This window comes from Vibrio hyugaensis (genome assembly GCF_002906655.1).
GTDB classification, from domain to species: domain Bacteria; phylum Pseudomonadota; class Gammaproteobacteria; order Enterobacterales; family Vibrionaceae; genus Vibrio; species Vibrio hyugaensis.
Genome location: NZ_CP025794.1, coordinates 237,928 through 262,128 on the forward strand (window position 1 = coordinate 237,928; position 24,201 = coordinate 262,128).

26 protein-coding genes and 2 riboswitches are annotated in these 24,201 nt (G+C 43.7%); of the genes, 13 read left to right on the forward strand and 13 right to left on the reverse strand.

Features of this window, described 5'->3' with window-relative positions:
* Nucleotides 1-207: 207 nt before the first annotated feature.
* Together C1S74_RS01930 and C1S74_RS01935 are read left to right on the forward strand one after the other, a co-directional pair.
* Nucleotides 208-687: an outer membrane beta-barrel protein gene (locus tag C1S74_RS01930; protein ID WP_045402966.1), complete on the forward strand. Its 480-nt coding sequence runs from the start codon at nucleotides 208-210 to the stop codon at nucleotides 685-687.
* 214 nt (nucleotides 688-901) lie between these two features.
* Nucleotides 902-1,417 (forward strand): outer membrane beta-barrel protein, encoded by a 516-nt coding sequence (locus C1S74_RS01935; protein WP_009704277.1) that lies wholly within the window; start codon nucleotides 902-904, stop codon nucleotides 1,415-1,417.
* 98 nt (nucleotides 1,418-1,515) lie between these two features.
* On the opposite strand, the gene C1S74_RS01940 is transcribed toward C1S74_RS01935, so the two are convergent.
* The 4 genes from C1S74_RS01940 to metA form a co-directional block, all read right to left on the reverse strand.
* Complete coding sequence (locus C1S74_RS01940; RefSeq protein ID WP_045402939.1) at nucleotides 1,516-1,920, reverse strand: hypothetical protein; 405 nt, start codon at nucleotides 1,918-1,920, stop codon at nucleotides 1,516-1,518.
* Nucleotides 1,904-3,490: a S41 family peptidase gene (locus C1S74_RS01945; RefSeq protein ID WP_045402936.1), complete on the reverse strand. Its 1,587-nt coding sequence runs from the start codon at nucleotides 3,488-3,490 to the stop codon at nucleotides 1,904-1,906. Before C1S74_RS01945 ends, C1S74_RS01940 begins: the two co-directional genes overlap by 17 nt.
* 301 nt (nucleotides 3,491-3,791) lie before the next feature.
* Nucleotides 3,792-4,520: a type IV pilus biogenesis/stability protein PilW gene (pilW, locus tag C1S74_RS01950; RefSeq protein WP_045402963.1), complete on the reverse strand. Its 729-nt coding sequence runs from the start codon at nucleotides 4,518-4,520 to the stop codon at nucleotides 3,792-3,794.
* A 149-nt stretch (nucleotides 4,521-4,669) separates the two neighbouring features.
* Nucleotides 4,670-5,611: a homoserine O-acetyltransferase MetA gene (gene metA, locus C1S74_RS01955; RefSeq protein WP_045402933.1), complete on the reverse strand. Its 942-nt coding sequence runs from the start codon at nucleotides 5,609-5,611 to the stop codon at nucleotides 4,670-4,672.
* Between the two features lie 528 nt (nucleotides 5,612-6,139).
* On the opposite strand from metA, the gene C1S74_RS01960 reads away from it, so the two are divergent.
* The 4 genes from C1S74_RS01960 to C1S74_RS01975 all read left to right on the forward strand — a co-directional run bounded on the left by C1S74_RS01960 (nucleotide 6,140) and on the right by C1S74_RS01975 (nucleotide 8,393).
* Nucleotides 6,140-6,544 (forward strand): hypothetical protein, encoded by a 405-nt coding sequence (locus C1S74_RS01960; protein ID WP_045402930.1) that lies wholly within the window; start codon nucleotides 6,140-6,142, stop codon nucleotides 6,542-6,544.
* Nucleotides 6,544-7,041: a GNAT family N-acetyltransferase gene (locus tag C1S74_RS01965; RefSeq protein ID WP_045402927.1), complete on the forward strand. Its 498-nt coding sequence runs from the start codon at nucleotides 6,544-6,546 to the stop codon at nucleotides 7,039-7,041. The genes C1S74_RS01960 and C1S74_RS01965 overlap by 1 nt, the downstream gene beginning before the upstream one ends.
* Before the next feature lie 186 nt (nucleotides 7,042-7,227).
* Entirely contained in the window at nucleotides 7,228-7,905 is a 678-nt protein-coding gene (locus C1S74_RS01970; RefSeq protein WP_045402924.1) for a hypothetical protein, read from the forward strand.
* Nucleotides 7,906-8,060: 155 nt separating this feature from the next.
* Nucleotides 8,061-8,393: a DMT family transporter gene (locus C1S74_RS01975; RefSeq protein WP_181136745.1), complete on the forward strand. Its 333-nt coding sequence runs from the start codon at nucleotides 8,061-8,063 to the stop codon at nucleotides 8,391-8,393.
* 73 nt (nucleotides 8,394-8,466) lie between these two features.
* Here the strand turns inward: C1S74_RS01975 and C1S74_RS01980 are convergent, their stop codons facing one another.
* Together C1S74_RS01980 and C1S74_RS01985 are read right to left on the reverse strand one after the other, a co-directional pair.
* Nucleotides 8,467-9,894 carry an APC family permease gene (locus C1S74_RS01980; RefSeq protein ID WP_045402920.1) on the reverse strand — a complete coding sequence of 476 codons (1,428 nt, stop codon included), beginning with the start codon at nucleotides 9,892-9,894 and terminating at the stop codon, nucleotides 8,467-8,469.
* 520 nt (nucleotides 9,895-10,414) lie between these two features.
* Nucleotides 10,415-11,044 carry a LysE family translocator gene (locus tag C1S74_RS01985; RefSeq protein WP_045402917.1) on the reverse strand — a complete coding sequence of 210 codons (630 nt, stop codon included), beginning with the start codon at nucleotides 11,042-11,044 and terminating at the stop codon, nucleotides 10,415-10,417.
* 433 nt (nucleotides 11,045-11,477) lie between these two features.
* Here C1S74_RS01985 and C1S74_RS01990 point away from each other — a divergent pair, with 433 nt between their 5' ends.
* A complete protein-coding gene (locus C1S74_RS01990; protein WP_045402915.1) occupies nucleotides 11,478-12,425 on the forward strand; it encodes an LpxL/LpxP family Kdo(2)-lipid IV(A) lauroyl/palmitoleoyl acyltransferase in 948 nt (315 codons plus the stop codon).
* Nucleotides 12,426-12,529: 104 nt separating this feature from the next.
* Nucleotides 12,530-13,051 carry an RNA 2',3'-cyclic phosphodiesterase gene (thpR, locus tag C1S74_RS01995; protein WP_045402912.1) on the forward strand — a complete coding sequence of 174 codons (522 nt, stop codon included), beginning with the start codon at nucleotides 12,530-12,532 and terminating at the stop codon, nucleotides 13,049-13,051.
* 70 nt (nucleotides 13,052-13,121) lie between these two features.
* Here thpR and C1S74_RS02000 read toward each other — a convergent pair whose 3' ends face one another.
* Entirely contained in the window at nucleotides 13,122-13,556 is a 435-nt protein-coding gene (locus C1S74_RS02000; protein ID WP_045402909.1) for a MarR family winged helix-turn-helix transcriptional regulator, read from the reverse strand.
* A gap of 172 nt (nucleotides 13,557-13,728) precedes the next feature.
* Here C1S74_RS02000 and C1S74_RS02005 point away from each other — a divergent pair, with 172 nt between their 5' ends.
* The gene (locus tag C1S74_RS02005; protein ID WP_045402908.1) at nucleotides 13,729-14,028 is read left to right on the forward strand and encodes a DUF3861 domain-containing protein; all 300 of its coding nucleotides are present in this window, start codon (nucleotides 13,729-13,731) and stop codon (nucleotides 14,026-14,028) included.
* A 92-nt stretch (nucleotides 14,029-14,120) separates the two neighbouring features.
* Here C1S74_RS02005 and C1S74_RS02010 read toward each other — a convergent pair whose 3' ends face one another.
* On the reverse strand, nucleotides 14,121-15,599 hold the full coding sequence (locus C1S74_RS02010) for a carboxypeptidase M32 (protein WP_045402905.1): 1,479 nt from the start codon (nucleotides 15,597-15,599) through the stop codon (nucleotides 14,121-14,123).
* Nucleotides 15,600-15,866: 267 nt separating this feature from the next.
* On the opposite strand from C1S74_RS02010, the gene C1S74_RS02015 reads away from it, so the two are divergent.
* Both C1S74_RS02015 and C1S74_RS02020 read left to right on the forward strand, forming a co-directional pair.
* Complete coding sequence (locus C1S74_RS02015; protein ID WP_045402902.1) at nucleotides 15,867-16,502, forward strand: LysE family translocator; 636 nt, start codon at nucleotides 15,867-15,869, stop codon at nucleotides 16,500-16,502.
* On the forward strand, nucleotides 16,502-17,068 hold the full coding sequence (locus C1S74_RS02020) for a hypothetical protein (RefSeq protein ID WP_045402899.1): 567 nt from the start codon (nucleotides 16,502-16,504) through the stop codon (nucleotides 17,066-17,068). Before C1S74_RS02015 ends, C1S74_RS02020 begins: the two co-directional genes overlap by 1 nt.
* A gap of 91 nt (nucleotides 17,069-17,159) precedes the next feature.
* Here the strand turns inward: C1S74_RS02020 and C1S74_RS02025 are convergent, their stop codons facing one another.
* Together C1S74_RS02025 and C1S74_RS02030 are read right to left on the reverse strand one after the other, a co-directional pair.
* Nucleotides 17,160-17,996 carry a ParA family protein gene (locus tag C1S74_RS02025; protein ID WP_231578949.1) on the reverse strand — a complete coding sequence of 279 codons (837 nt, stop codon included), beginning with the start codon at nucleotides 17,994-17,996 and terminating at the stop codon, nucleotides 17,160-17,162.
* Entirely contained in the window at nucleotides 17,989-19,365 is a 1,377-nt protein-coding gene (locus C1S74_RS02030) for an alanine/glycine:cation symporter family protein (RefSeq protein WP_045402896.1), read from the reverse strand. The genes C1S74_RS02025 and C1S74_RS02030 overlap by 8 nt, the downstream gene beginning before the upstream one ends.
* 124 nt (nucleotides 19,366-19,489) lie before the next feature.
* Nucleotides 19,490-19,577: riboswitch (glycine riboswitch) on the reverse strand.
* 2 nt (nucleotides 19,578-19,579) lie between these two features.
* A riboswitch (glycine riboswitch) is annotated at nucleotides 19,580-19,693 on the reverse strand.
* A 421-nt stretch (nucleotides 19,694-20,114) separates the two neighbouring features.
* Between C1S74_RS02030 and C1S74_RS02035 the strand changes: the two genes are divergently transcribed.
* Nucleotides 20,115-20,273, forward strand: a complete 159-nt coding sequence (locus tag C1S74_RS02035) for a hypothetical protein (protein WP_010447828.1) — start codon at nucleotides 20,115-20,117, stop codon at nucleotides 20,271-20,273.
* 32 nt (nucleotides 20,274-20,305) lie between these two features.
* Nucleotides 20,306-21,040: a hypothetical protein gene (locus tag C1S74_RS02040; RefSeq protein WP_045402893.1), complete on the forward strand. Its 735-nt coding sequence runs from the start codon at nucleotides 20,306-20,308 to the stop codon at nucleotides 21,038-21,040.
* A gap of 76 nt (nucleotides 21,041-21,116) precedes the next feature.
* Here C1S74_RS02040 and C1S74_RS02045 read toward each other — a convergent pair whose 3' ends face one another.
* From C1S74_RS02045 to C1S74_RS02055, 3 genes are all read right to left on the reverse strand, one after another.
* Nucleotides 21,117-21,500 (reverse strand): hypothetical protein, encoded by a 384-nt coding sequence (locus C1S74_RS02045; RefSeq protein ID WP_045402890.1) that lies wholly within the window; start codon nucleotides 21,498-21,500, stop codon nucleotides 21,117-21,119.
* Between the two features lie 123 nt (nucleotides 21,501-21,623).
* Nucleotides 21,624-21,989 carry a VOC family protein gene (locus tag C1S74_RS02050; protein WP_045402887.1) on the reverse strand — a complete coding sequence of 122 codons (366 nt, stop codon included), beginning with the start codon at nucleotides 21,987-21,989 and terminating at the stop codon, nucleotides 21,624-21,626.
* A 246-nt stretch (nucleotides 21,990-22,235) separates the two neighbouring features.
* A complete protein-coding gene (locus C1S74_RS02055) occupies nucleotides 22,236-24,173 on the reverse strand; it encodes an LTA synthase family protein (RefSeq protein ID WP_045402884.1) in 1,938 nt (645 codons plus the stop codon).
* Between the last annotated feature and the right edge of the window lie 28 nt (nucleotides 24,174-24,201).

The following is a 24,201-nucleotide window of genomic DNA, read 5'->3' on the forward strand; positions in this document are numbered from 1 at the left end:
GTACAATAGCGACAGTTTTTCTTGTGAGGTTCCTTGCGTGAACAATCGTTTGTCCATTTTAGGGAACTATTGGTACAGTATTTGCAAGGAATTACTCACAAGTTAATTTAAGTCACAAGGGAGGCAATGATTCGCCTCCCTTGTGTTTGCAGTACCAACCTCTGCGACAGTGCAGACGTGGGTAATAATAAAGAGTAAAGGTTGATGATGAAGAAAACTCTATTGGCAGTAGCACTTCTAAGTGCTTCTTCTGCAGCAATGGCAGATTCATGGATTTATGGTGGTGCTTCTGTTGGTCAGTCTGACTACAAAGGCGAAACAGACACTTCATACTCTGTACATGTAGGTACAGGTATTCTGCCAATCATCGGTATCGAAGCAGGTGTTACTCAGCACGGTAAGTTCAAGATCGCAGGTCAAGAAACTAAGCTTACTTCTTACTACGCAGCGCTTAAGCCAAGCATCGACTTCGGTCCACTGCACGTTTATGCGAAAGGTGGTATCCACCAGTGGGATAAGAAAGTTTCTGGCGGTAAAGACGACGATGATGTGGATCTAATGTACGGTGTAGGCGCTGAATACTTCATTTTTGGTCCAATGTCTGTTGGCGCAAGCTACATGAACTACACTGCGGGTAAAGACGACATCGGTACGTTCTCCCTAAACGCGACACTGCATTTCCTATAATCATCGACATTTTGACGATTGATTTGATAAACACCGGCAACATGCCGGTGTTTTTTTGTCTTTAAATCACACAAATCGACATTGAGCATAAATAATTCACTCCTTGTTCTTAAAACCCAGCACTTTTTGAATATAGTATTTATCTAGATACATAAGGAACGCGATGCAGTTCGCGTAATGTTCCGTTCCGGAATTAAACAGGAAAGGTATAACTATGAAAACAAAACTCTCGTTATTGGCTTTGGCGCTATGCTCAACATCTGCACTTGCTGACTCTTGGCTTTATGCTGGTGGTCAAATTGGTCAATCAGACATCGATAGCGAAAACGACACCACTTATGGCATTCATGTCGGTACGGGGATCTTGCCGCTGATTGGTATTGAAGTGGGCTATTTCAACCATGGCCAAGTGGATTTAAATCTTGCTGGTAACCGAGGTGATGTGGATTTCTCTTCCTTCTACTTAGCTGCAAAGCCAAGTATCGACTTTGGTCCTCTGCACGTTTACGCGAAGGGTGGTATTAACGCGTTTAACGTCGAATACAATGGTAATCTGAGCAGCTTGGACAAAGACGATGGCGTGTCTTACATGTACGGTGTTGGCGCGGAATACTTCTTGTTAGACAACATTTCTGTCGGTGCAAGTTATCAAGCGTTTGGTGTTGATATCGATGGGGACAGCGATACAGTAAGTAGCATCACAGGTAACGTGACGTTCCACTTCTTATAATATGGCTTCAGACTGAGTCGTTCGAATCGTAAGATTTGAATAGGAATAATGAGAAAAGCCCGCCGTTATTTTGAATAAAGTAACGGCGGGCTTTTTGTTTAGTCCTGAATCGGATTAGGTCGGCATTGTATGTTGGTGAGAGGGACAAACTTGTCGTCTTTCTCGTAGTAAACACCGCAATCTTCACCGCGCAATTGCAAGGTATATTGATCGGGTAACTCAGTTTCTGCTCCATTCAATGGCATGTTGTGCTTCTCCATTAACTGGCCTGACACAATCAATAAGTGTGAGTTGGTCTCAAATGTGTTGGACGCAATCTTCGTTGGTGCTTGCGTTCCTTGAATCGTATTGATCGTCCGCTGGATTTCACTCACCGTATCCGCTGAAGTTTTAATACTCAATGCATTGACGATGTCACTGTTGCTCGATGATGAGCACCCCATCAGGGCAAGGCTAAGTCCAGCTCCAGTGAGTAAGGTCATTGTTTTAGTTAATTTTGACATGAATCGCCTCTTGTCGAAGTGGGTCAATCTCTTGAGTCAGTGGAGTGCCACCCAGTCTCGGCATCGCTTGGTATGAGCGAGCCATTGCAGGTGCAGGAGGGCAAGTTCCTGTTGTCATGTAGTTTAGCGCCGCAGATAACATACCTTCTGAAGCATCGCCCAATGGCTTAGTTAAGTCGTCTGCCACAACACAGCCTTCCACTTTGTCATCTATACCAATGTTAGACGATACAAGATTTTTTGCCGTAGGAGTAAATCCATCAGCAAAATCACCAAAGCCTTTGTCATTCGAAGATTTAAACTGAATAGTGTAATACACGTTACCGCAGTTCTGCTGTGGAGAGAACCCGTAAGGTTTACCCGTTGTCGTTGTGCCAATTTGAATAACGTCAACGTCGATACCACGTAAGCCGTTGATCAGCAGTTCGCTTGAAGACGCAGTGTTATCCGTCGTCAAGACATACACGCGCTTTGCACTAAGCGTCGGTAGAGGGTTGTTGGTGAGCGTACCTGTTGCCCAGTTGATTTCTTTATCGACGAAATTGTAAACGTTATCTCGTACCTGGCCAGAGTTCATGATCTTGTCGTTATAGATCAACTCGCCAAACGTCGCGTTTGGATGAGAGCCCGCAAGCATGTAACCAACTTGTGCTGATTGCCAAATCAAACCACCGCCGTTGTAACGCAAGTCCATGACGATTTCGTCTACATTTTGTGCGGAAAGCTTGTTGAATGCATTGATAAGCGGTTGCTGTGCCGTGACTTCAAATGCGTTGTATTGCATGTAGCCGACTTTTGTTCCGTTGTTGTCGATAACTTTTACATTACGGACAGGGCTTGTTGCGACATCAGAAGAGGTGAGTGTAATGATCTTCATGCCGCCATTAACCGCTTCAAAGGTAAACGTGTAATTACGTCCTAACTCTGGGTTGAACAATGCTTGGTTAATGAGATCCACTTCAGCTTGGGAGGAGGTGTTCACGACATCCACACTGTTAATTTTTAATAGCTTGTCACCACGCTCAACGCCATTTAGTGATGCCGGTGATCCATCTTCTGTGTAAGAGATAAGGACTTCTCGTGGCGCGTAACTATTAACGAATTTCCAGTTAAAGCCAAAACCAGCAACAAGGCCAGCTTGTTGAGACTTCATCACATCGTCGTAAGAACGTGTGAAATGGAACCGGTCTTTCTTTTGGCCGCTTGCCGTCGTCGCTGGTGTGACGAGTGAATCAAAATAGTCGACGACAGACGCGTAATTGTTTGGGTTATTGTCTGGGATTTCGTCATACCAAAGGTAGGTTTCGTTACTGAACGCACGAAGGAACATTTTTTCATACAGGCTAGAGCCGGTTTCGTCTGGGTAATTCTTACCTGTATACGGGTCGATACCTATTCTTGCTACGCTGCATTTGTTGGCCAAATTAGTCGCTGTCTGTGAGAAGTCCCCGGCAGACCACGAAAGACCATTGCTCGTCGCGGAACTTGTGCTGTCACCACCGCCACCACCGCAACCTAGCAGTGCAATAGGGAGGGCGGTTAATAACGCTTTTTGTTTATACTTCAACATAGTGTGTCCTTACGTCTATGATATTTATAGCTTTAGTTTATTTTTGTTGGGTCATGTATAAGCAATTTGAATGTATAAGCTTTTAACCTAGTTGTGCAATAAATGAGCTTCTAGATTGTGAGTGAGCGTCACATAAAGTCTAAGTTATAGACATATATTAAATGAAAATTGTTTTAAGAATTATTTATAACATAAGAACTTACACCAAGTGCACTCTAGTTATAAGAGACGACTAAACGAAAGGCATTACACTTGGTATTCGGAGGTTCGGAATACCAAGTCATTAAGAGAGATTGAGCTGTTAGGACATCCGATCTAGCTGTGTTTGGTATTTCCTTTGCAGCGCTTCGTTGCCTGCTGCGCCTTCAAGTTCAACCATTAAACGGAGCGAAGGCTTTTTAACCCCATACATTTGATTAAAGCGCATAAGGCGAATGCGTGCGTCCGTGTAGTTGCCACTTTCTATTTCTAATTTCGCTAACTGGAGAATGGATTTTGGACGGTGAGGGTCGTGATCAATGGCGCGAGTGAAATAGTATTTTGCTCTTTCTGTGTTGTCGGACTTGAGTGCACAAAAGCCTGCATTCTCATAGCTAGCTGGGATGAGGAAGTAATAAGGCTGTTCAATGGCACGGTTGAACATTTTATCCGCTTTCTCAAAATCTCCCTGCTTACATAAGAATGTGCCGTAGTTGTTGAGTACGTTTCCATTTTTAGAATGTTGGCGCAGCGATCGTTTGTACATATCTTCTGCTTTTTTATCTTCACCAACCGTTTCATAGTAATGAGCCATAGAAAGTTGAGCGCGGTAATAGCTTGGAGCGTGAGTGAGGGCTTGTTGAAAGTTATCATGCGCTCGAATCATGCTGCCACCGTTTAAGTACCCCAAACCAAGTGCGATACGAGACTCTGCCATGGCGACAGGGTCTGCTTTTACGACTGGACTATTGCCATCTTCGTTAACGGTCACACAGCCGAGCAGGCCAAACTGAGTCGCTAGTACAAGAGCGCCAAGTTTTATGATCTTCATTTGTCTTTCCCACATCCCTAATTCTTTCAGCATGATATGAATTACGCTGCAAAAGCCTAATGAGGAAAAAACACAATGCGATCAGGTTTGCAAACTGGTATGAAAAAGCCGCCAGTTGGCGGCTTGGTTCACAATCTCTATCGAGTGAATTAATCGTCTTTGGTAAACGCGGCTTCGCTGAAATGGTCCAGATCGTATGGCGTTTGCTGGTAAACGCAGTAGTTTAACCAGTTCGAGAAAAGTAGGTGGCCATGGCTACGCCAGCTTGCGACTGGGCCGTTATCAGGATTGTTGTTCGGGTAATAATTGACAGGAATGGCTGGCTCCATGCCTTCCCCTAAATCGCGAATGTACTCATTATGCAGCGTATGAGAGTCGTACTCAGGATGACCAGTGACGAAGACGTTACGTTTGTCCTTGGTTGTTGCAAGGTAAACACCAGCGACATCTGATGTGGCTAGAATGTCTAGATCCGTATGTTCCTCTAAGAATTCTGGTGAGAAATCCGCGTAACGCGAATGTGGCGCTAAGAAACTATCATCGAAACCACGTAGAACCGGATGATAAGGCTTATGGATTTTATGATGATAAACACCAGACAACTTTTCTTTGCGAGTTCGCTTTGGTAAGTCGTAAAGAAGCTTTAAACCAGCTTGTGCTGCCCAGCATACATAGAGTGTGGATGTGACGTGGTCTTTTGCCCACTCCATGATAGTTTTTAGGTGGTCCCAGTAAATGACATCTTCAAATTGGACCAAACCGAGTGGCGCCCCAGTAATGATCATGCCATCGAAGTTTTTGCCTTTTACCATTTCAAACTGACGGTAGAAGGCATCGAGATGTTCGGTTGGTGTGTTCTTACTTGGACGATTGTCGATTCGTAGTAGCTCGACATTCACTTGCAGAGGGCTGTTTGAAAGTAGGCGAAGGAACTGAGTTTCTGTCTCGATTTTCTTCGGCATTAAATTGAGGATAAGCACTCGCAATGGACGGATTTCCTGACTCGCCGCTCGACTCTCGCTCATCACAAAGATGTTCTCTGTCCTTAATACATCGGTAGCGGGTAACTGATCTGGAATTCTAATTGGCACGGCTTTCTCTCCCTAAGCTTCACTTTTTAGACGTCTATACATCTAAAACTACCGCAATTGCGTACGGATGTCGATACGAAATGTGACTTTGGACAGGAATTCTTTTGTAACCAACAAAATAGAGCGTCTCGTCTAATAGTTCGCTAGCAATGATTGTCAATTTGAGTTGAGCCTTATCTGCAGCAAGCTACAAGTTTTAGTCATCGAAACTAAATTCAATGCGTTGGTTTCATTTCGATAAGCACCACAAAAATCTAAGCTCTTTTTAAAATCTATTGATAAGGCAAATTGAAACGTAGCTAACCGTGATGAGCGCTGTTAATTGTTAACAAGGTACTCAACGTCAACTGTGATTGCGGTAAGGTTTCTGAGTACATCTCACTGCAACGTGTCGGCTAGTGTTTGAAGATGATTATGGTATCAAGTTAGTATAAATCTTGAGCTATAAGACTAATAAAGACACTAATCGGCTTGCCGACGCGTACTCGCAGTGCGTTGTTTGGGTAATCATCGTCAGTGGAGGACATCATGTTCGGTATATTTAAGAAGAAAGAGAAAGTTCAGAGCATCGCGCAAGAGGTTCCTAACGTACTACTCCGTTCGTTTGGAGACAAAAGCACGTACTTACCGGAAGAGATCGACCAAGCACTTAATGAACTAGGTCATGAAAAACATGTGGATGTCACACGTTATCAATACGCTTATGGCATGTTTGCGAGCTTGGTCAGTTATGAGCAACTTGGCTTAACGGAAGAGCTCGGCAACTATGGCTACTTTCAGCGAGAAGTCGGCAAGATGCTGCTTAACACGCCTGAACCAATCGACATGCATATTTATCTCGAACTTGCTCAACAACCTCATTTTAGCTCGAGTCAAGTTGGAGTTGGCTGTGAAGCAAATGTAGTAGATAGCAGTGTGGATGGAAACCACTAGTGTCAGAACCGAATTTCAAAATCCATTTTCTTGCCGATTTTCCTCACGCGTCTAGCCTTATTGCTCAGTGGTATTTTGATGAATGGGCGTACACAGTGCCAGGTGTCACGCTTTCACAAGTTCAAGAAAAGGTTTTACTGAAAGCCAATAGTCGACATGGGTTTCCACTTGCTTTTGTACTGCATGATGATTGTAATCAACTTGCGGCAGTCGCAGAACTAAAGATTCGCGAAAATATTCATTTTCCAGAATATGAACATTGGCTGGGTGGGGTGTATGTTGACTCTTCATCACGAGGCAAAGGCTACGCGGCAGCGCTTGTCGCTCGCGCTCAAAATCATGTATTTCAGCTTGGTATCGAGAAGCTCTTTTTACAATGTGAAGCACATAATCAAGCTCTGTATGTAAAGTATGGTTTTCGTCCTTTGCACATAGCCATCCATAACGAGGTAGACACTACGATTATGGTTTGGGAATCTTCAGAGCTTCAACCTTAAGCTTCTTACTCTCAATTCTCTCTAAGTGTTCATCTCCGCATAGTTAGCCTTAATATCGAACAATCGCCAATGTGAGCATTTTGACGCTGGTCAAAATTACGCCACTTTATTCGATCTTTATATGCAAATTGTCCAATACTTTTCTAGTGGCTTACTAAATTGTGGAATTAGGATCATGGAGAGCGCATGAAAAAGTGGCTAGGAGTGAGTTTGGTCGTGAGTTTGTTTGGATGCAGTTTGTCCGAAGAGGTGCATATTGAAGGTCGAACCTTGTACTTTAATGGTGAAATCACGGCGCAGAAAGTCGAGCAAGCGATTGAGCTCGCGAATGTGCAACCGAACGGCATTGTCGCGCTGATGATCGACAGTGATTCTGGTGAATATCGACCTGCAATGGAGCTTGGGCGTTGGGTTTATAGCAATCAAGTACATCTGATTGTCAACGGTACATGTGCGTCTGCTTGTGCGAACTATGTGCTAACCGCTGCGCCGAGCACGTTAGTTATGAAGGGTTCAGAGATTTTGTGGTTTGGTGGAGCCATGAGTGATGAGTGGTTGAAAGATGGGTTTGATCAGCAAGAGCTCGAGCAATGGCACCAATCGCTCAGTTTATGGCGTCAGCAAGAAGACGCGTTTTTTGCTTTGGTGGATGTTAACCCAAAAATCACCATGTATGGTCATATGAACCAACGTGAGAAGTTGCAAAAAGCAGGCTGTAATGCTGACGCCGCAGCGTGGATGTACCACATTGATGATATGCAAAAGTTGGGACTGAACAACATTGTCTATGCGGACCCAGAGTCATTATTAACCGCTCGCAAGCGCTCCGCCTGTGTCATCAATTTAGAAGAGAAGGACTTTTAAAACTGGATTATTACCTTTATGTAAATGTGATTTGCATCACTTTTTATGGCTAATCAATGGATTTTGATTATAATGCGCCGCTCAGAAACTCGATATGTCATCGGGTTCAGGTTTTATTGAGCGTTGATTGCCTTATGTTCAAAATGCTTGTTTCTATGCCACCATTGGTTGCCCTGTCTATTGCCATTATATGTGAGGTGATTGCTACTTCTTCAATCCCGAAAACCGAACAGTTCACTAAAATGATGCCGAGTACCGTCGTCATTATTGGTTATGGTATTGCTTTCTTCCTACTGTCGGTCACAGTGAAAAGCATGCCTGTTGGTATCGTCTATGCGATTTGGAGCGGGGCGGGTATCGTTTTGGTTGCTGCGGTTGGGTATTTCCTTTATGGGCAGAAACTCGATTTAGCTGCGATTGTTGGAATTAGCTTTATCCTCACTGGTGTGATGATTGTTAACTTGCTTTCCAAAACAGCAGGTCACTGATTCTAAGAACGAATTCCACACAAAAAAGCCGCAGCATGTAAATTGCTGCGGCTTTTCGTTTTTGGTGGTTCTGTTAGTTCGCCATGGCTTCAATTAGCTGACTTTGTTGACGACGTGTGCGATTGCGGTACATCATGGCAGCCAACGCAGGTAAGCTGAACGCGATAAATCCAAGGATAAGCGCGTAGGCACTCGTTTTTTCACTGATGCCAGCAGGTACATCGAAAGAAACAAAAATGGTTACCATGCAGCTAACCAAACCTAACGTGGCAACCAACATCATTCCTAATTTCCCACCAGGTACGCGAAATGGGCGCTCGATGCCTGCATGTTTGCGGCGAGAAACCAAGAAGCTAACGAAAATGCAGATGTACATCACCATGTAGAGCTGAGTCATCAATATATTCAATAGCCACATACCTTGGTTAACGTTCGGCACTAAGATAAACACCAGTGAAAGCACACTGACAATGGCACCTTGCAGCAGTAGCAGAGGGACGGGAGCTTGGTTTTTATTTTCTTTCGATAACGCCATTGGCATGAAGTGATCTTTCGCGGCAACATGAAGACTCTTAGTTGGTGCGATAATCCAGTTATTCAGGCTCGCAAGGCTACCGAATACAATGGCTAGTGCGATGACTGGCAACATGAAAGACATGTTCAAATCATCAAAGAACGTTTTGAATGCCAGAATAACGCCTTCACTCAAGCTTGAATGGTCGCTCGATACGACGGAAGAGATAGAAAGCGAACATGCGGTCAAAGAAACTAAGATCAGAACGGTAGAAGCGATCAGTGCTTTTGGGTAAGTCTTTTGTGGGTTGTCGACTTCACTTGCGTATGACGTGGTGATTTCTAAACCAGTTAACGATAACACGACTGCAGTAAAGCCCGCCCCAATACCATCTTGCGAAAAATCCGGTAGCCAATCTGATGCGTGACGCAAAGAGATATGCGATTCGCTCGGATTAGTGTAAGCCCAGTATCCACCAAGACAGATAATGAGCAGGATCGGGAAGATAAGCCCCAATGTGCCAAAGACATTCGTGATGATAGAGGACAAGCGCAGACCAAAGATATTAACCAGCGTTAGCGCCCAGAAAATCACATTAATCATCACCAACATAAAGATGTTGTTTTGCGCCAGTTCGGGGAAGAATGGATACGCTCCTGTTGCGACAATGAACGAAATCAGAGGCGGGTAGTAAACAATATTTTCCGCATACTGATACCACACGGTAGCAAAACCGAAGTTCGGGCCAATGGTTTCCTTACCCCACAAATACACACCACCTTGCTGCGGATAAGTGGTACTCAGTTCTGCACATACCAAAGCGGTAGGAACAAAGAAGCACAATCCAGCCAACAAGAAGAAAGAAACGGCGTGACTACCAAATAAGGCGGCACCCGGAATGTTCCTTATGCTGTCGACGGACGTAACCGTAATCATGATGACAGAAAAGACACTGAGTTTGACGGCGGATTTGGCGATATTGCTCATTCGATACCTTTAATGATTGAGCCACGCGTTTGGTCTTAGAACCCGCGTGCTACAAGTAAGACGAGCGTATTGTAGGGCTGCGAGAATAAGTGGGTATATAGCCAAAAATGGTATGTATTTACTCAAAAATGAACCGAAATCTCAGTGGTTTATTCATAATCAATATAAACGATTGCGTTGTTTAAAAAACGCAATATTGAATCAAAAAATGCATATTAATAAATATATTTATAGCGATTTAATTATTACCAGAAACCTGGAAACTTATTGGAAATGCGGCAATGTTTGACTCTCACCTTAGGGGAAGGTCTAGATTGGGGACGATCAGACTGGTATAGAAAGTTGAGAAAATGATGGGATGTTGTAATCAAGCGCCAAAAGGCGGGACAGGAAAGCTGTCCTATTTATTGGGCGTAATTGGTGTTCTATTCGTGGTTATTTTGCTGCTGGCTACGTTATTTGGATAAATGCGGGAAACAAAAACACGCCTTAGAGCGTGTCTTCTGTTGAATAAGAACATTTAGAAGCGCGTATTGGCTAAACCAATGCCGAAGAAAATAAACAATCCACCGCTGACGTAATTGAGCCATTTGCTGGTTTTAGAAGAGGTCAGTGTGGCCTTTACTTTTGTCGCGAAGAAAATCACAAACAAGAACCAACTTGCGACAATGCTTGCCTGTAAAGCTCCTAACATCATGCTTTGCTCCAGAATATGTTCTGGTTTGACAAATTGCGGGAAGATGGACAAGTAAAACAGAACGATTTTGGGATTGAGCAAGTTGGTAAGCAGTCCTTTAACGAACGCTTGCTTTAAAGTGTGCTCTTCAATTTTACGATCGAGTGTCAATTTTTGATCGGCAAGCTTAAAGCCACTCTTGAAGTTATTAATACCAAGCCAAATCAAATAAGCCACACCCATCCATTTGAGCACATTAAACGCCAATACTGATTGGGAAAGTAGTAGGCTCAACCCTTTTGCCGATACAAACGCATGAATCAGAAAACCGAGCCCAACACCTAGGATATTCGCTATCGCAAAGCGGCGATTCTGAGTTAGGGCGGTAAACAGGATCAACAGAGCGTTTGGACCTGGAATGACGGCAAGGAAGAAAACAATACCGCCAAAGGCAAGTAAGGTGTCGAAGTTCATTGTTATTCCAATTAAAGCAAAAGATTAGCACCACGAGGATATGCCGAGACTGTACACATGAAAACGAAGAAAAACAAACAATGCCTTTTGAATAATCTCAAGTGGTAAGTGGGTGGCTGTACACTACTTAAATGTGATCTTTTAACGGACAATGGCGGACAATAGTTTTCTGAAAAATTAATTAGCAACATCGCGCACGTTGCAAGCAAAATATCCGGTAGATTTGTTTCAGTTCGAGGAAAATCCCCACTTTTTTGTTTAACTTGTTACAGACGGCCGCAAGATCAGAAAGTTCTTATTGTGTCCTGTGTCGAACAACCATAAAATCCGCGCGCTTTAGTTTTTATAATAAGCACACTCAATGATAAAAGTTGTTTTCATTTATCGTTGTTTTTAAGGATTTTATAGACGAGTTTCGTCTGATGACACATTCATGAATAAGCAAAAAACACCAAAATTCAAGGCAGAATTTCTGGCTCCTCGCTACTGGGGTACATTGATCATCATAGGCATCATGTATCTTCTTAGCCTTCTTCCCTTTCGTGTACAGCTATCGCTAGGAAGCGGAATTGGTCGTATCGCTATGCGACTTATGAAAAAGCGTCAAGTCACGATTAAACGTAATTTAGAGCTGTGTTTTCCAGGCATGAGTGCTCAAGAGCGTGAGGCTATTTTAAAAGACAACATCGACAATGCGGGTATCGCACTATTTGAAACCGCAATGGCTTGGTTTTGGTCTGATAAACGTGTCAACAAACACGTGACGATTGAAGGGATGGAACACATTGAAGCTCTAGAAAAACAGGGCAAAGGTGCTTTAATGCTTGCCGTTCATTCTATGAACCTAGAGTTAGGCGCAAGAGCGTTTGGCATCAAAAAATCAGGCATGGGCGTTTACCGACCAAACAACAACCCGTGTTTTGACTACTTTCAATATCAAGGCCGTTCGCGTTCCAACCGAACGTTGATTGATCGTAAAAATGTGAAAGCTATGCTGAATGCGCTGAATACTGGCGAACGTGTCTGGTATGCTCCGGATCACGACTACGGTACACGTCGATCAACGTTTGCTCCTTTATTTGCCGTTAAGCGTGCTTGTACCACTACGGGAACGAGTTTGCTGGTGGACGCAACGGACTGTGCCATTGTTCCATTTACTATGGTACGAGGCGACAATGGGCACTATACATTAACCATTAGTGAACCGGTTGAAGGGTTCCCAAAAAACGACCCGGATCAAGCAGCAGTCTTTGTGAACAAGATTGTTGAGAAGTCAATTTTAGCAAGTCCTAGCCAATACATGTGGCTGCACCGTCGTTTCAAAACCCGACCTGACGGTGAGTGCTGTTTATATAAGCCTCGCTTAGCTCCAGCAATATAATCCAATAGCCCAGACTTTCGTGCTGGGCTTTCTTTTATCTGTCGATTCATCTCCACATGATTGTCTGCCACAATAGCGATGCACAAGATTCAAGGAGCCTAAAGATGAGACTATTTTTTGCTCTTACATTTGATGAAGCAAGTAAGTCGAAGCTCAAACAGATTCAAGAAAAGTTACAACAGAAAGGGATAGCAGGGCGGTATACCCGCAGAGATAACTTCCATATCACTTTGGCTTTCATCGGAGAATCGACAGATGAAGAAGCACAGCATCTAATTGAAATTCTTCATCAGCTCACGGCCTCTTGTTCCGAAGTCGCCGTTGAACATCTAGGTTCGTTTCGTCAAAGTGGCAGACAGTTGGCTTGGTTAGGCATTGAAGACAACCCAGTTATTACAACGCTGCAAAATGAGCTGATAGAGACGTTGGAACAACATGCTTTTGTGACAGGGTCATGTAAGTATGTTCCGCACATCACTTTAGCTCGCCATATCGACAAACAAGCGCCACTTGATGAGGTTCTTATCTCGCCTTTACTGTTGCCCATTCAATCCATCGCATTAATGGAAAGCAAGACCATTGACGGAAAACTCGTATATCACGTGTTAGAAGAGGTGGTTTGCTAGCGTTATCCAAACATCAAGTCAGCCAGTAATTCGCACTGGCTGAACCAGTTACAAAAACGATTACCGCTTTTTAGCTTGGCTTTTTCGACAGGTTTTCTGCCAACTTTCCAGCGACAAGTTGGAACGCTTCTAGCTCTTCTACAGACACATCTAGCGTCATCTTTTGAAAGATTTCTGCATCGACCGCTTTGATCTTCGCCAGTACTTTATTACCTTTCTCGGTGGTTAATAGACATTGGCTGCGCTTATCTTCCGGGTTTGGTCTTTTCTCGATAAACCCTTTTTCTATCAGCGTTTTAATCAAGCGTGTTACTTGTGCTTTGTCTCTGTTTAAGAAGTTCACCACATCCATTGCGTTACAAGGTGACTGCTTGCTGATGATTTTTATAACGCGTACGTGCATAGGTGCGATAGGGAGTTCCAGTTGCTCAATTTGCTCGTGCAGTTGACGTTTCAAAACGTGCACGAGATGAAACAGATTATCCAGCGATTTTGGATTCGACATGTAACACTCCAAGTCAAAGTGGTTGACATTGTCAACCATGTGATTATAGTTGATATTATCAACTTAATTGAAAGCAACTTCAAGCTGACAAGTGAATGATAGATTCCCTGATCATCAAGCAAAGGAGTAAGTGCTTTCTAAAAAGCTAACGAATATCGTTTGGAGAAATGAGATGAGAAAAGACAACTGCTACCGTATCACCATTGAAGAAGTGAACGTCGAAGAAGGTCGTGAAGCAAAAAGCTTGAGTTTTGAAGTTCAAGATCGTGAAGACATGCTGAATATTGTAGAGAAAATCAATCAGGGCAGTGGCTTAGAGCCTACTGATGCAACGCGTGTTGGTGTTGCGCTTCGTTTACTTGGCCCGGTAATGATGAAAGATCGCAAGCATCCTCTGTTTGCCGACTTTATGCCGCATTTCAGAAACTTCATGCAAAACATGAAAAGCACCGTGAAGCGCAATTACGCATAGTCACGTGCTTGCGAGTGTTAAAACATGAGTGTTTAGCACAAACAAAAGGCTGGTATCGAACCAGCCTTTTCGGTTTTGTCATTACGTTTGGCTTATTTGTCCAGGTAACGGCTTTCCAAGTGCGCTTTAAAGTGCTTCGCGTTCAGTGTTTCACTGGTTGCTTGGGTGACCAAATCATCTGTAGAAAACAGACTCCCTTTGCTCCAAATGTTGTCAGATAGCCAAGTGAAAATCGGTGATAGATCGCCAGATTGAATTGCTGTATCCACATCGACCGTTTGCTTCATTGCTGCCATGAACTGAGCCGCATACATCGCGCCTAATGTGTAAGAAGGGAAATAGCCGAAGGAGCCATCTGTCCAGTGGATGTCCTGCATACAACCGTTTTTGAAGTTACCTTCTGTCGATAGACCAAGGTAAGCCTTCATTTTCTCGTTCCACAATTCTGGTACGTCGGTGTGCTTGATCACGCCATTCATTAGGTCACGTTCAATCTCATAACGCAGGATAACGTGAGCTGGGTAAGTGAGTTCGTCTGCGTCTACGCGGATAAAGCCTTTCTCTACATGCGTGTAGATCTTTGATAGGTTATCTTGTGTAAACTCTGGGCCTTCAAAATGGTTGGCAGCCAGACGCGCAAGGTGCTCTACAAACGCTTGGCTACGGCCGACTTGCATTTCAAAGAACAGCGATTGTGATTCGTGGATACCCATTGAGCGCGCTTGGCCTGCGGTTGTTCCTGCTAGTGATTTAGGCAAACCTTGTTCATAACGAGCGTGGCCAGTTTCGTGTACGATACCCATCAATGATTGCACGAACTCACTTTCATCGTAGCGAGTCGTAATGCGAACATCACTTGGCACGCCACCACAAAATGGGTGAACGCTTTCATCCAGACGTCCATGCTCGAAATCGAATTGAAGTAACTTCATTACTTCTAGACCCAATGCTTTCTGTTTTTCAGCTGGGTAGTGACCATTTGGTAGAAGAATGTTGTTTGCTTTCTGTTTTTCGATGGCTTCATCGATCATCGATGGTAACCAGGTTTTAACGTCAGCAAACAACACGTCTAATGAAGCGGAGGTGGTACCAGGTTCGTAAAGTTCCAGCATCGCATCATAAGGTGTAGTTCCACTCGCTTCTGCGCGGATTTGCGCTTCTTCTAAAGACAAGTTTACGACTTCTGCCCAGTTCTTTTCGAAACCGGCCCAATCATCATTACCACGTTGGGTACGCCATGCGTGCTCACATTTGGAGCCTGCTAGTGATTGAGCTTGTACCAAAGACTCAGGTAGCAAGTTGGCTTGTTGCCAGTCTCGCTTCATTTCGCGAAGCACAGCTTGATCTTGGTTAGATAGTGACTCTTCGTCTGCTTGCGCAAACAGGTCACTTAAATGAGGTTGAGTCATTAAAGAATGAATGTGAACGTCCAGTTCGGCCATAGCGTTAGATCGTGCTTCTGCACCACCTGAAGGCATAACTGATGCCTGATCCCAACCTACAATCGAGGCAAGGTGATCGAAATTAGAGACTTTCTTTGAATGTTCGACGAGTTTTTGAAATGCGCTCATGTGACTACTCTTTATTATGTTCTTTCCTTAAACGCCCCTTACGGGGTCCTTGAACGTGAAGTTCAAATCTCTCGACAGCGATGCAGGGAAGCTCCGGCATCAAAGGCAATGCCGATCGAGAGAGTATTAATTTACTATTTATTAACAAACAATGCAGGTCTATTGTGCACAAATTCAGTGACTTGTATAGCGCGCTTCAAAAGTTGCTTGCGAATCCAGCGGATTGACGGTATTGATGGGTAATTCTCAATCACTCATCACAATAATATGGATATTTTGAATTTTGAGGCATTTTTGATTGCCATTACGATTTTGACGCTTACGCCAGGATTAGACACGGCTTTGGTGATTCGTAACACCAGTAGAGCCGGGCTAAAAGATGGTTGCACGACAAGCTTGGGGATTTGTTTTGGTTTGTTTGTGCATGCGTTTTTCTCTGCGGTCGGCATTTCAGCCGTTTTGGCTCAGTCAGCAGAGCTGTTCCAGATGGTCAAAATGGTCGGTGCTGCCTACCTTATTTGGTTGGGGTTAAGCAGCTTGAGAGCGTTGATTAAATCGAATGAAGGTATCTCGGTTTCTGAGCAAGCGCATCAAGATTACAGTGGTAAACGTTCTTTCCGTGAAGGTTTTCTTTCAAATGTGCTGAACCCGAAAACTGCGGTTTTCTATCTTGCGTTTCTGCCTCAATTTGTAAACCCAGAAGGCTCACCATTGTTGCAATCTATGGTAATGGCTTCGATTCACTTTATTATCGCAATGGTTTGGCAGTGTGGTTTGGCTGGCGCACTCAACTCTGCAAAAAGCTTATTAAAAAACGCCAGCTTCATGAAATGGATGGAGGGAGCAACAGGTGCTGTATTGGTTGCTCTTGGGATTAAACTATTAGTAGAAAAACCAGCGTAATGCGTTTATTGATCCGGCTTGTTATCACGTTCTTCATTTTCCTTTTTGCTGTAGGGGCACTTGTCGCATGGAAGACAGTTCCACAATTGCAATTTGTTGAGAAAGGCATGGAGTGGGATTGGTATTGGGAGTATTTCTTGCCATTTTCTAATGGGATTCAAAGCACTCGAACGCAAGATACCAAGCAACTTCTACTTAGGCGGGTTTATTTGGAGGATGCTACGGTAGTGTTTGTAGGGACGACGTTAGATAACAAGTTTGAAATCGATGTCGTGAACAAAGATGCTTGTGAGCCAAAGTCCAGTAAATGGGTGTCAGTTTCCGTTAATAGTCAGCCGATGTCTCATGTGCCTATGCTGTGTGAAGATTCGGGTGAAGGCTATATTTATCGATTTGTGGGTTCCAAATTGAAATCTTTAGAGTTTGGGATTGATGATAATTTCATTCGAGAAGACTTCAGTCAATGGCCAATAGCGGACATAAAAGCTGACCAGTTCAAACAACAACATTCCGCTTTCTTCAATAAGCAGGGCGATGGTCAAGAACATCAATGGCTTCGTGATTAACTTATTTGAAGGTTTGCCCCCTGATTAAAACAAAAGAGATAAGCCACTGGCTTGTCTCTTTTCATTTGTGGTTATAAAAGTCTCAAGCGAACTACTCAAGCCACTTGATCACGCTATCCCATAACAACGGGTCAATGTTTTTTGCATCAACCAGTTTTTTGTCCATAAATGGTTGTTGATACACTTCGGATTCGCTCATGATTCCCAATGTTTTGAACTGGCGGAAAAAACGCAGCAAACGCGTGACGCGGTCGAGCCGCACATCTTGATGAACACAACGATTGATCACGAAACCAATTTTAATTTTGCGAGACTTGAAAATATGTTTCTCAATCAGATTGTTAATGAACGGCAATGATGCATGTAAATCGATCGGTGATGGCTGCATTGGAATCACGATATAGTCGACATAACGCAAGTAGCGTACCAAATCACTTTCTGAAAAATTTGCTGGAGAATCAATCACCACATAATCAGTCTCAGTGTTGACTTTCAATGTGACCGCAATGTTTGAAAGGCTACGCAAAGAAGGGTTGTAGCTTTGGTTTGGTAACACTTCAATACTCTCAGCCCAGCGGTTGGTTGACTGCTGTTTGTCAAAATCAATCAGCTCTACTGTGTGTCCTTGGCTGAGGAGTTTACTTGCCAAACTGGCAGAAAAAGTCGACTTGCCGACACCACCTTTTAAATTTAAGACAATGATTTTCTTGGCTTTTGAGTAAGCAATACTGGTCTGGCGTTGTTTAACAAACGAAAGCAAACTTTTTTCCCCAATTTCATAAATCGCGGCATTATGTCCAAATAGTCGTTTGAATTGATTGGCATTCCATAAAATGATTCGTTGTTGATGCTTATTCTTAAAATTCTCAGTAACAAAAAAGCCCGCTGTGTACAGCGGGCTTAAAGTTTCTAACTCGTTTTTATGCATTTACAGCATCAAAATCATCTGTTTGAGAAGATGGCTTGAAGAACAGCTTCGTTTCTTCCAGCACCACGTGGCGTAGAGCAATCAAACCAATTAGGTTAGGGATTGCCATTAGACCATTTACGATATCAGCCAGTAGCCAAATCATGTCGAGGTGAAGGAAAGCACCAGATGCAACCAAACCAACGAAAATCAGTTTGTATGGCAGTACGGCTTTGGTTCCGAATAGGAATACCACACAACGCTCACCGTAGTAGTTCCAGCCAAGAATGGTGGTAAAAGCGAAGAACATAAGACCGATAGACACCAGCATTGGGCCTAATGTCTCTGCGTTCAAACCAACGGCAAAAGCGTGCGTTGTCATCGCCGCACCTGCAAGGTCACTTTGCCATGCACCCGTAAGGATCAAAGCAAGGCCTGTCATGGTACAAATGATGATGGTATCGAAGAAGGTACCCGTCATTGAAATCAGACCTTGCTTAACACAAGAGTCCGTTTTCGCTGCTGCGGCTGCCATTGGCGCACTGCCCAAACCTGATTCGTTTGAGAATACACCACGCGCGATACCTGATTGGATTGCTAACATAATGCTTGCACCCAAGAAGCCACCAGTTGCTGCGGTTGAAGTGAATGCAGACACCAAAACTAACTCAACTGCATTTAGCAATTGGTCCGCGTTCATGATGATCACACTCAAACACGCTAGCACATAAAATAGCGCCATAGCTGGAACCACTTTACCTGCAACGCTCGCAATCGACTTGATACCGCCCAAGGTTACAAAAGCGACTAATAGAGTCAGGATGACAGCAGAAAGCTCACGGTCTACACCGAGAGAGATTTCACTTGCATCAAGAATCGCATTTACTTGTGGGAAGGTACCGATACCAAAACAGGCTACGCCCAATGCAAATACCGCGAACATGATAGCCAGCGCTTTCGAGCCAACACCATATTGCAGGTAGTACATAGGACCACCAATCATTTGGCCTTTGTCGTCAACTCGGCGGTATTTCACGGCAAGAAGGCACTCAGCGTATTTGGTAGCCATTCCGAATAGAGCGGCAAGCCACATCCAGAATAGGGCACCAGGACCGCCGAGTTTGATTGCGGTTGCAACACCAACGATGTTACCTGTACCGATTGTTGCAGATAGCGCTGTACATAACGCTGCAAAGCTAGAAACGTCACCCTGTTTATCAGATGACTTATCTTTACTAAATACCATCGCTAACGCAGTTGGTAGGTGCTTAAATTGGATCAAGCCTAAGCTAAAAGTGAAGTAAACACCGGTACCCACGAGCAATAGTAGCAATGGTGGACCCCAGACAAAGTTATCAATGGTTTGAAGTAAAGATTGTAGGTCGTTCATGATTTCCCCTTAATAAAACAACTAATAAGGAGAAGAGGGAAAGGACGAGATCAAGGACCTCTAATAGAGCCAAGCTATTTAAAGTAGGCGGGAACGCCAAATAGTCAGGTTGTTACTTTCCACTCCTCTGTCCTTTTGCCTGAGAGTTTCACCCTACACAATTGTGTAAGACTTGCTCCTTCGGCGACCGATTTAACGGTTCTCTCCAGAGGTTCCTCCAACTACAGTCCCTGCTACCTAAGTAGCACCTGAAATAGTTAATTCTTCGGCGAGTTACGCTAACTAAATGTTAATATTTAGTTAATAACCACTCTCCTGCAGTCTTCATCGGAACATTTACTCAATCAAATGAGTAAAGGTTAGTTAATGATGCTGGTCATCATTAACGTGTGAACTCTATCATGTTTTTTTACCATTTCAACACCCAATTGCAGATTTATTTTCAATACATTATGGATCCGGAAATGGGCTAGAAATGCATGCTGATTAATTGTTGAGCGAAATAGTTCGCTTTCGTCATTATTTCCATGGTAAATGCCATTGGGTAACTCAATCAGTTTGTTCAATGCTCAATAGGTAGGGTGGTGATAAGTTGTTCAAGTAAGAACATTAATTTGATCAAAACGGGAGCAATCGCTTTAAAATCTACGCTATGTTGACCGTATGCCTCGTAGAAATAGGTTACAATGAATTTTTGCGAGGCTGTCTATGGAATCAGATAGGTTCTCATTATTGGACAAGGAGGCAGTATGACCAGGTTGTTAGCCATTGCAGTGTTGGTCGCGTTAGCGTTTGTGTTATTTCGTTATCGTACCAATGAAAAAGTCCAAAAAGCGACCGTCATTACGTTGATAGGCGCATTCTTAATTTATACCGCATCAATCATGATCGCGGAACTCACTCGCTAGCGAATCAAGTAGAGTTCTCGGAGTAAGATACAGTGACTTCTCAAAATAATATTGAAGACCAAGACGAAGTAGTCGTCATCGAGGAGCGCGATAAGCGTACTCACTTTTACATTGGCATTGCAGCAGTGCTAGGCCTCGCTTTTGGTGGTTTGGTAGGTTCTGTTTTGACGGCTAATAAATGGGAATCGACTTATCAAGTATTAGAAGAGAAATACCAAGCACTTGTGAGTGACAAGTCTGACTTGGTGTCTCAAGTAAAAACACGTGAAGCTGGCTTAGATAAAGAAATCGAAGCGAAAGTCGCTACTCTTCTAGCTGAGAAAGAAGAAACGCACAAGGCTGAATTAAATGCGCTGCAAGAACAACTGACAGAAGTTGAAAAAGTGAACCTGTCTCTTGAAGCACAAGTGAAGCAGCAGATGGATAAGCTAAGCTCGACCAAAACGGAGAATGATAAGCTGAACCGTCAGGCTGACATGCAAGCTACGATGTTTGAGCGCTCGCGTGAAGTGTTCAAAAAAGAAATGCAAATTTCACAAGATTTAGAGTCACTTGAGAAAGAGCGTGAATCGTTACTGCCGAAGATCGAGAAACTTAAAAAAGAGTGTGATGTATTCCTAGAAGGGAAGTCTTGGGATGTGAAGTCAGATGCGTGTGATAAACACGATGAAGCAAATTCTCGTTTAAGCCAAATTGACCAGCTGATCGAGGTCCATAAAATGGATCTGAAACAAATTAAAGAAATCACTGAAGACATGGGTTTGTAATCACTTTGCTTTGATGTGATATCGAAACGAAAAAGGAGCCCAATTGAGCTCCTTTTTTAATGCATGTTACTTTGGGTTAGATGCGTGATGCGTCATAGCCTGAAGCCAGCAACAACTCACGTTCGTGCTTGATGAGCTTAGCGCGATCTTCAATCAACTCGTTAAGAGCTTGAGAAGGCTCCCCTGCCAATGCTTTAAATGAAGCAAAAGACTCAGCAGTCTCTACCTTATCGATCATCGCACTAATAACGTTGCGTGCTTCGCAAGGGTTATTATCTGTAGTGAAATATTCGACTTGCTTTGCAGCGGTTTTCATCTCTGTGAGCAGTTCAAGTGGGCTGCTTTCTTTTGCTACGGCCATGTAGTTATCAAGCACACGCTTCGCATACAACAATTCTTTCAGTGGGATATCTCGACCACTTACAATTAGCGACTCATTAAGGATCATACTTGAGCTCATTGGCATTCCTTTTTTATCAATAATTCAAACAATCTTGGGCGTTTGATTGAGTCTAATTTATTGAAGTCTGAATGGGAATGCCTAAAATGCACATTATTAAACGATTTTTTGACTATTTAGTCTCTATTGGTGAGTAAATACGCGAACTCGATGTCCATCAGGATCAAGTGTAACGAAGTTCCAACCAAATACTGACTCCTCTGGTTGTTGTGCAAACTCCACACCTTGAGCTCGCCACTCTTCAAATCGTGCATCAAACGTAGATTTGTCAGCCACAGGTATTGATAACTCCGTACCGCCGTCAGTGACATCACTACTTAGTGTTAATGCGCTGCTTTGTTTGAGCGTGATGCTCACGTTACTTGCAAAATCTAACGCGACGAAAGTGGGAGAGAGTACCTTTGGCTCGCACTGAAAAGTTTGCGCATAAAAGTCTTTACTCGCGTTGATGTCCGTAACGTGAAGGACGAAAGAATCGATAGTAAACATGTCTATTTCCTAAGTGAGTGAATTAAAGAGAGCTTAGTTTACTCGTTGTTAATGACAGGAACTGTCAGTAGGGTGTTTCTCTCTATTCTCTCTATTCTCTCTATTCTCTGTTTCTAGCTCTTTATGGGTTTCTGTAGATTTTAAGTTGAGCTAATCAGTCGTAATTGCAGCCAAATGAAGCAAACAAAAAGGAGCGCGTTGGGCGCTCCTTTTATTAGTTTATAGCTCAATTAGTGTCTGGTGTGACTACTGTGCCGCTTTAGAGGCGTACCAGTTATTTTGATAAGCCTTAGAGGCAAATAAGGCGTTGGCTTTTGCTCGTTCAATCACTGCTGGGTCGACTTCAATAGGCTGCATGGTTTGGCTGTCGAAGTCGTACTGCATCGTTGACACTTTCTCGCCCGGAGACAACACAACTAGGTTATCACGTGTCAGATAGCCGAAGTTCTTATCGTATTGCATCATGGCACGTTCGTCTTCGCGTGCGAGAGGTTTCGTTAGGTCACGGCCAATCATCGGCGTTTGCGCATCCACACCAATCAAAGAAAGTAGCGTAGGTGGCATATCTAGGTTATTAGCAATACGGTCGTCTTTACGTGGCTTAATGTCTTTACCAAGAATCAATGCAGGGATGTGGAAGTGCTTCACTGGCACTAAGTTAGCGCCAGACACACGGGCATCGTGGTCAGCAATGATGATGAAGACCGTGTCGTCCCAGTAAGATGATTTCTTCGCTTTATCAAAGAAAGTACCGATCGCATAGTCCGAATACTTAACTGCGTTATTACGTGTCATGTATTCAGAGTCGTAAGGCTCGATTTTACCTTCTGGATATTCGTATGGACTGTGGTTACTTGAACTGAATACTAAGCTGAAAAAGGGCTTATCGGTCTTAGACAGGCGTTCAAATTCTTGGTCTGCTTTGGTGTACAGGTCTTCATCGCTCACCCCCCAAGATCCAACAAACTCTGGATTTTCGTAATCTTTCTCTTCAATGATTTGATCAAAACCATTGCCGAAGAAGAAGGTTTTCATGTTGTCAAAGTTTGCTTCGCCACCATAAATAAACTCGGTGTGGTAGCCGTTGGCTTTCAAAAGGTCTGCGATAGTAAAGAAGTTCGTCTGGCTTTTGCTTAGTTTTACAACCGCACGCGATGGCGATGGTGGGAAACCAGTTGTCATGGCTTCAATACCGCGAACAGAGCGAGTACCCGTTGCGTAGAGTTGAGTAAAGCTCCAGCCTTCAGCCATTAGCTTGTCGACGTTTGGAGTGAGTGGTAGCCCGCCTAGTGAACCCACGAACTGCGCACCCAAACTCTCTTGCAGCAAGATGACTAAGTTCTTTGGTTTACCTTGATAGGTCGCTTCATTGCTGTTCATTGTAGGAAGAACTGACGGATCAAAGTTTGATTTTGCGGAAGAGGAGCGCACAAGTTCAAGCATCTTCTGGTTATCCATTTTTCCGTAGAACTCTTCCGCACTCTTTTCTGATTTCATATTGTTTACAGCAAACAACAGAGAGTAAGAGGAGTTTAGTGCTAAATCATTCATCAGTGGGTCGTTAGAAAACGCGACCATTGCAGGGTTTAGAGGGCGATGTCCCAGAGAAGAACGCGCGCCAGCAACACCAATCAGAACCACCAAAATGGCAAGGACAGGACGCCATTTCCAGCTTACTTGTTGTGCGTTGTCGGTGAGCTTCTTACTCCATTTCCAACCGAGGAAAAGGGTAATAGCCGTGCCTACTGCACCGATAAAGAGCTCTAGCTTATAACCAGTCCAAAGCATGCTGAACACTTCTTTTGGATAAATCAGGTATTCAACAAACAAGCGGTTTGGGCGTAGGTCGTATTCTTGGATAAACGGAGCAGTGGCCAACTCCATATAAACTAAGATCCACAAACCTACGACCATCCAACAACGTAGAACCCACTTCCAGCATTCGCCGACCTTTCCTTGTACAGGTAATAGGGCAGAGAGTAAGCCCGGAAGAATGAACAGCCAGCAGATAGTGGCAAAGTCTACACGTAGGCCCTGACCCAAAATATAGATAAGGTCGTTAAAAGATTCGATTCGGTCAGAGAGCCAAATGGCGAGTAAAATCCGCGAAACGGAAAGAAAAGCAAGCGAAAATAGCGCAAATACAGCAATAGGCTGCAAAGGCCCAAATACGGGCTTTTTCATAAATATTCCCTAATTTATTGATGTGTTT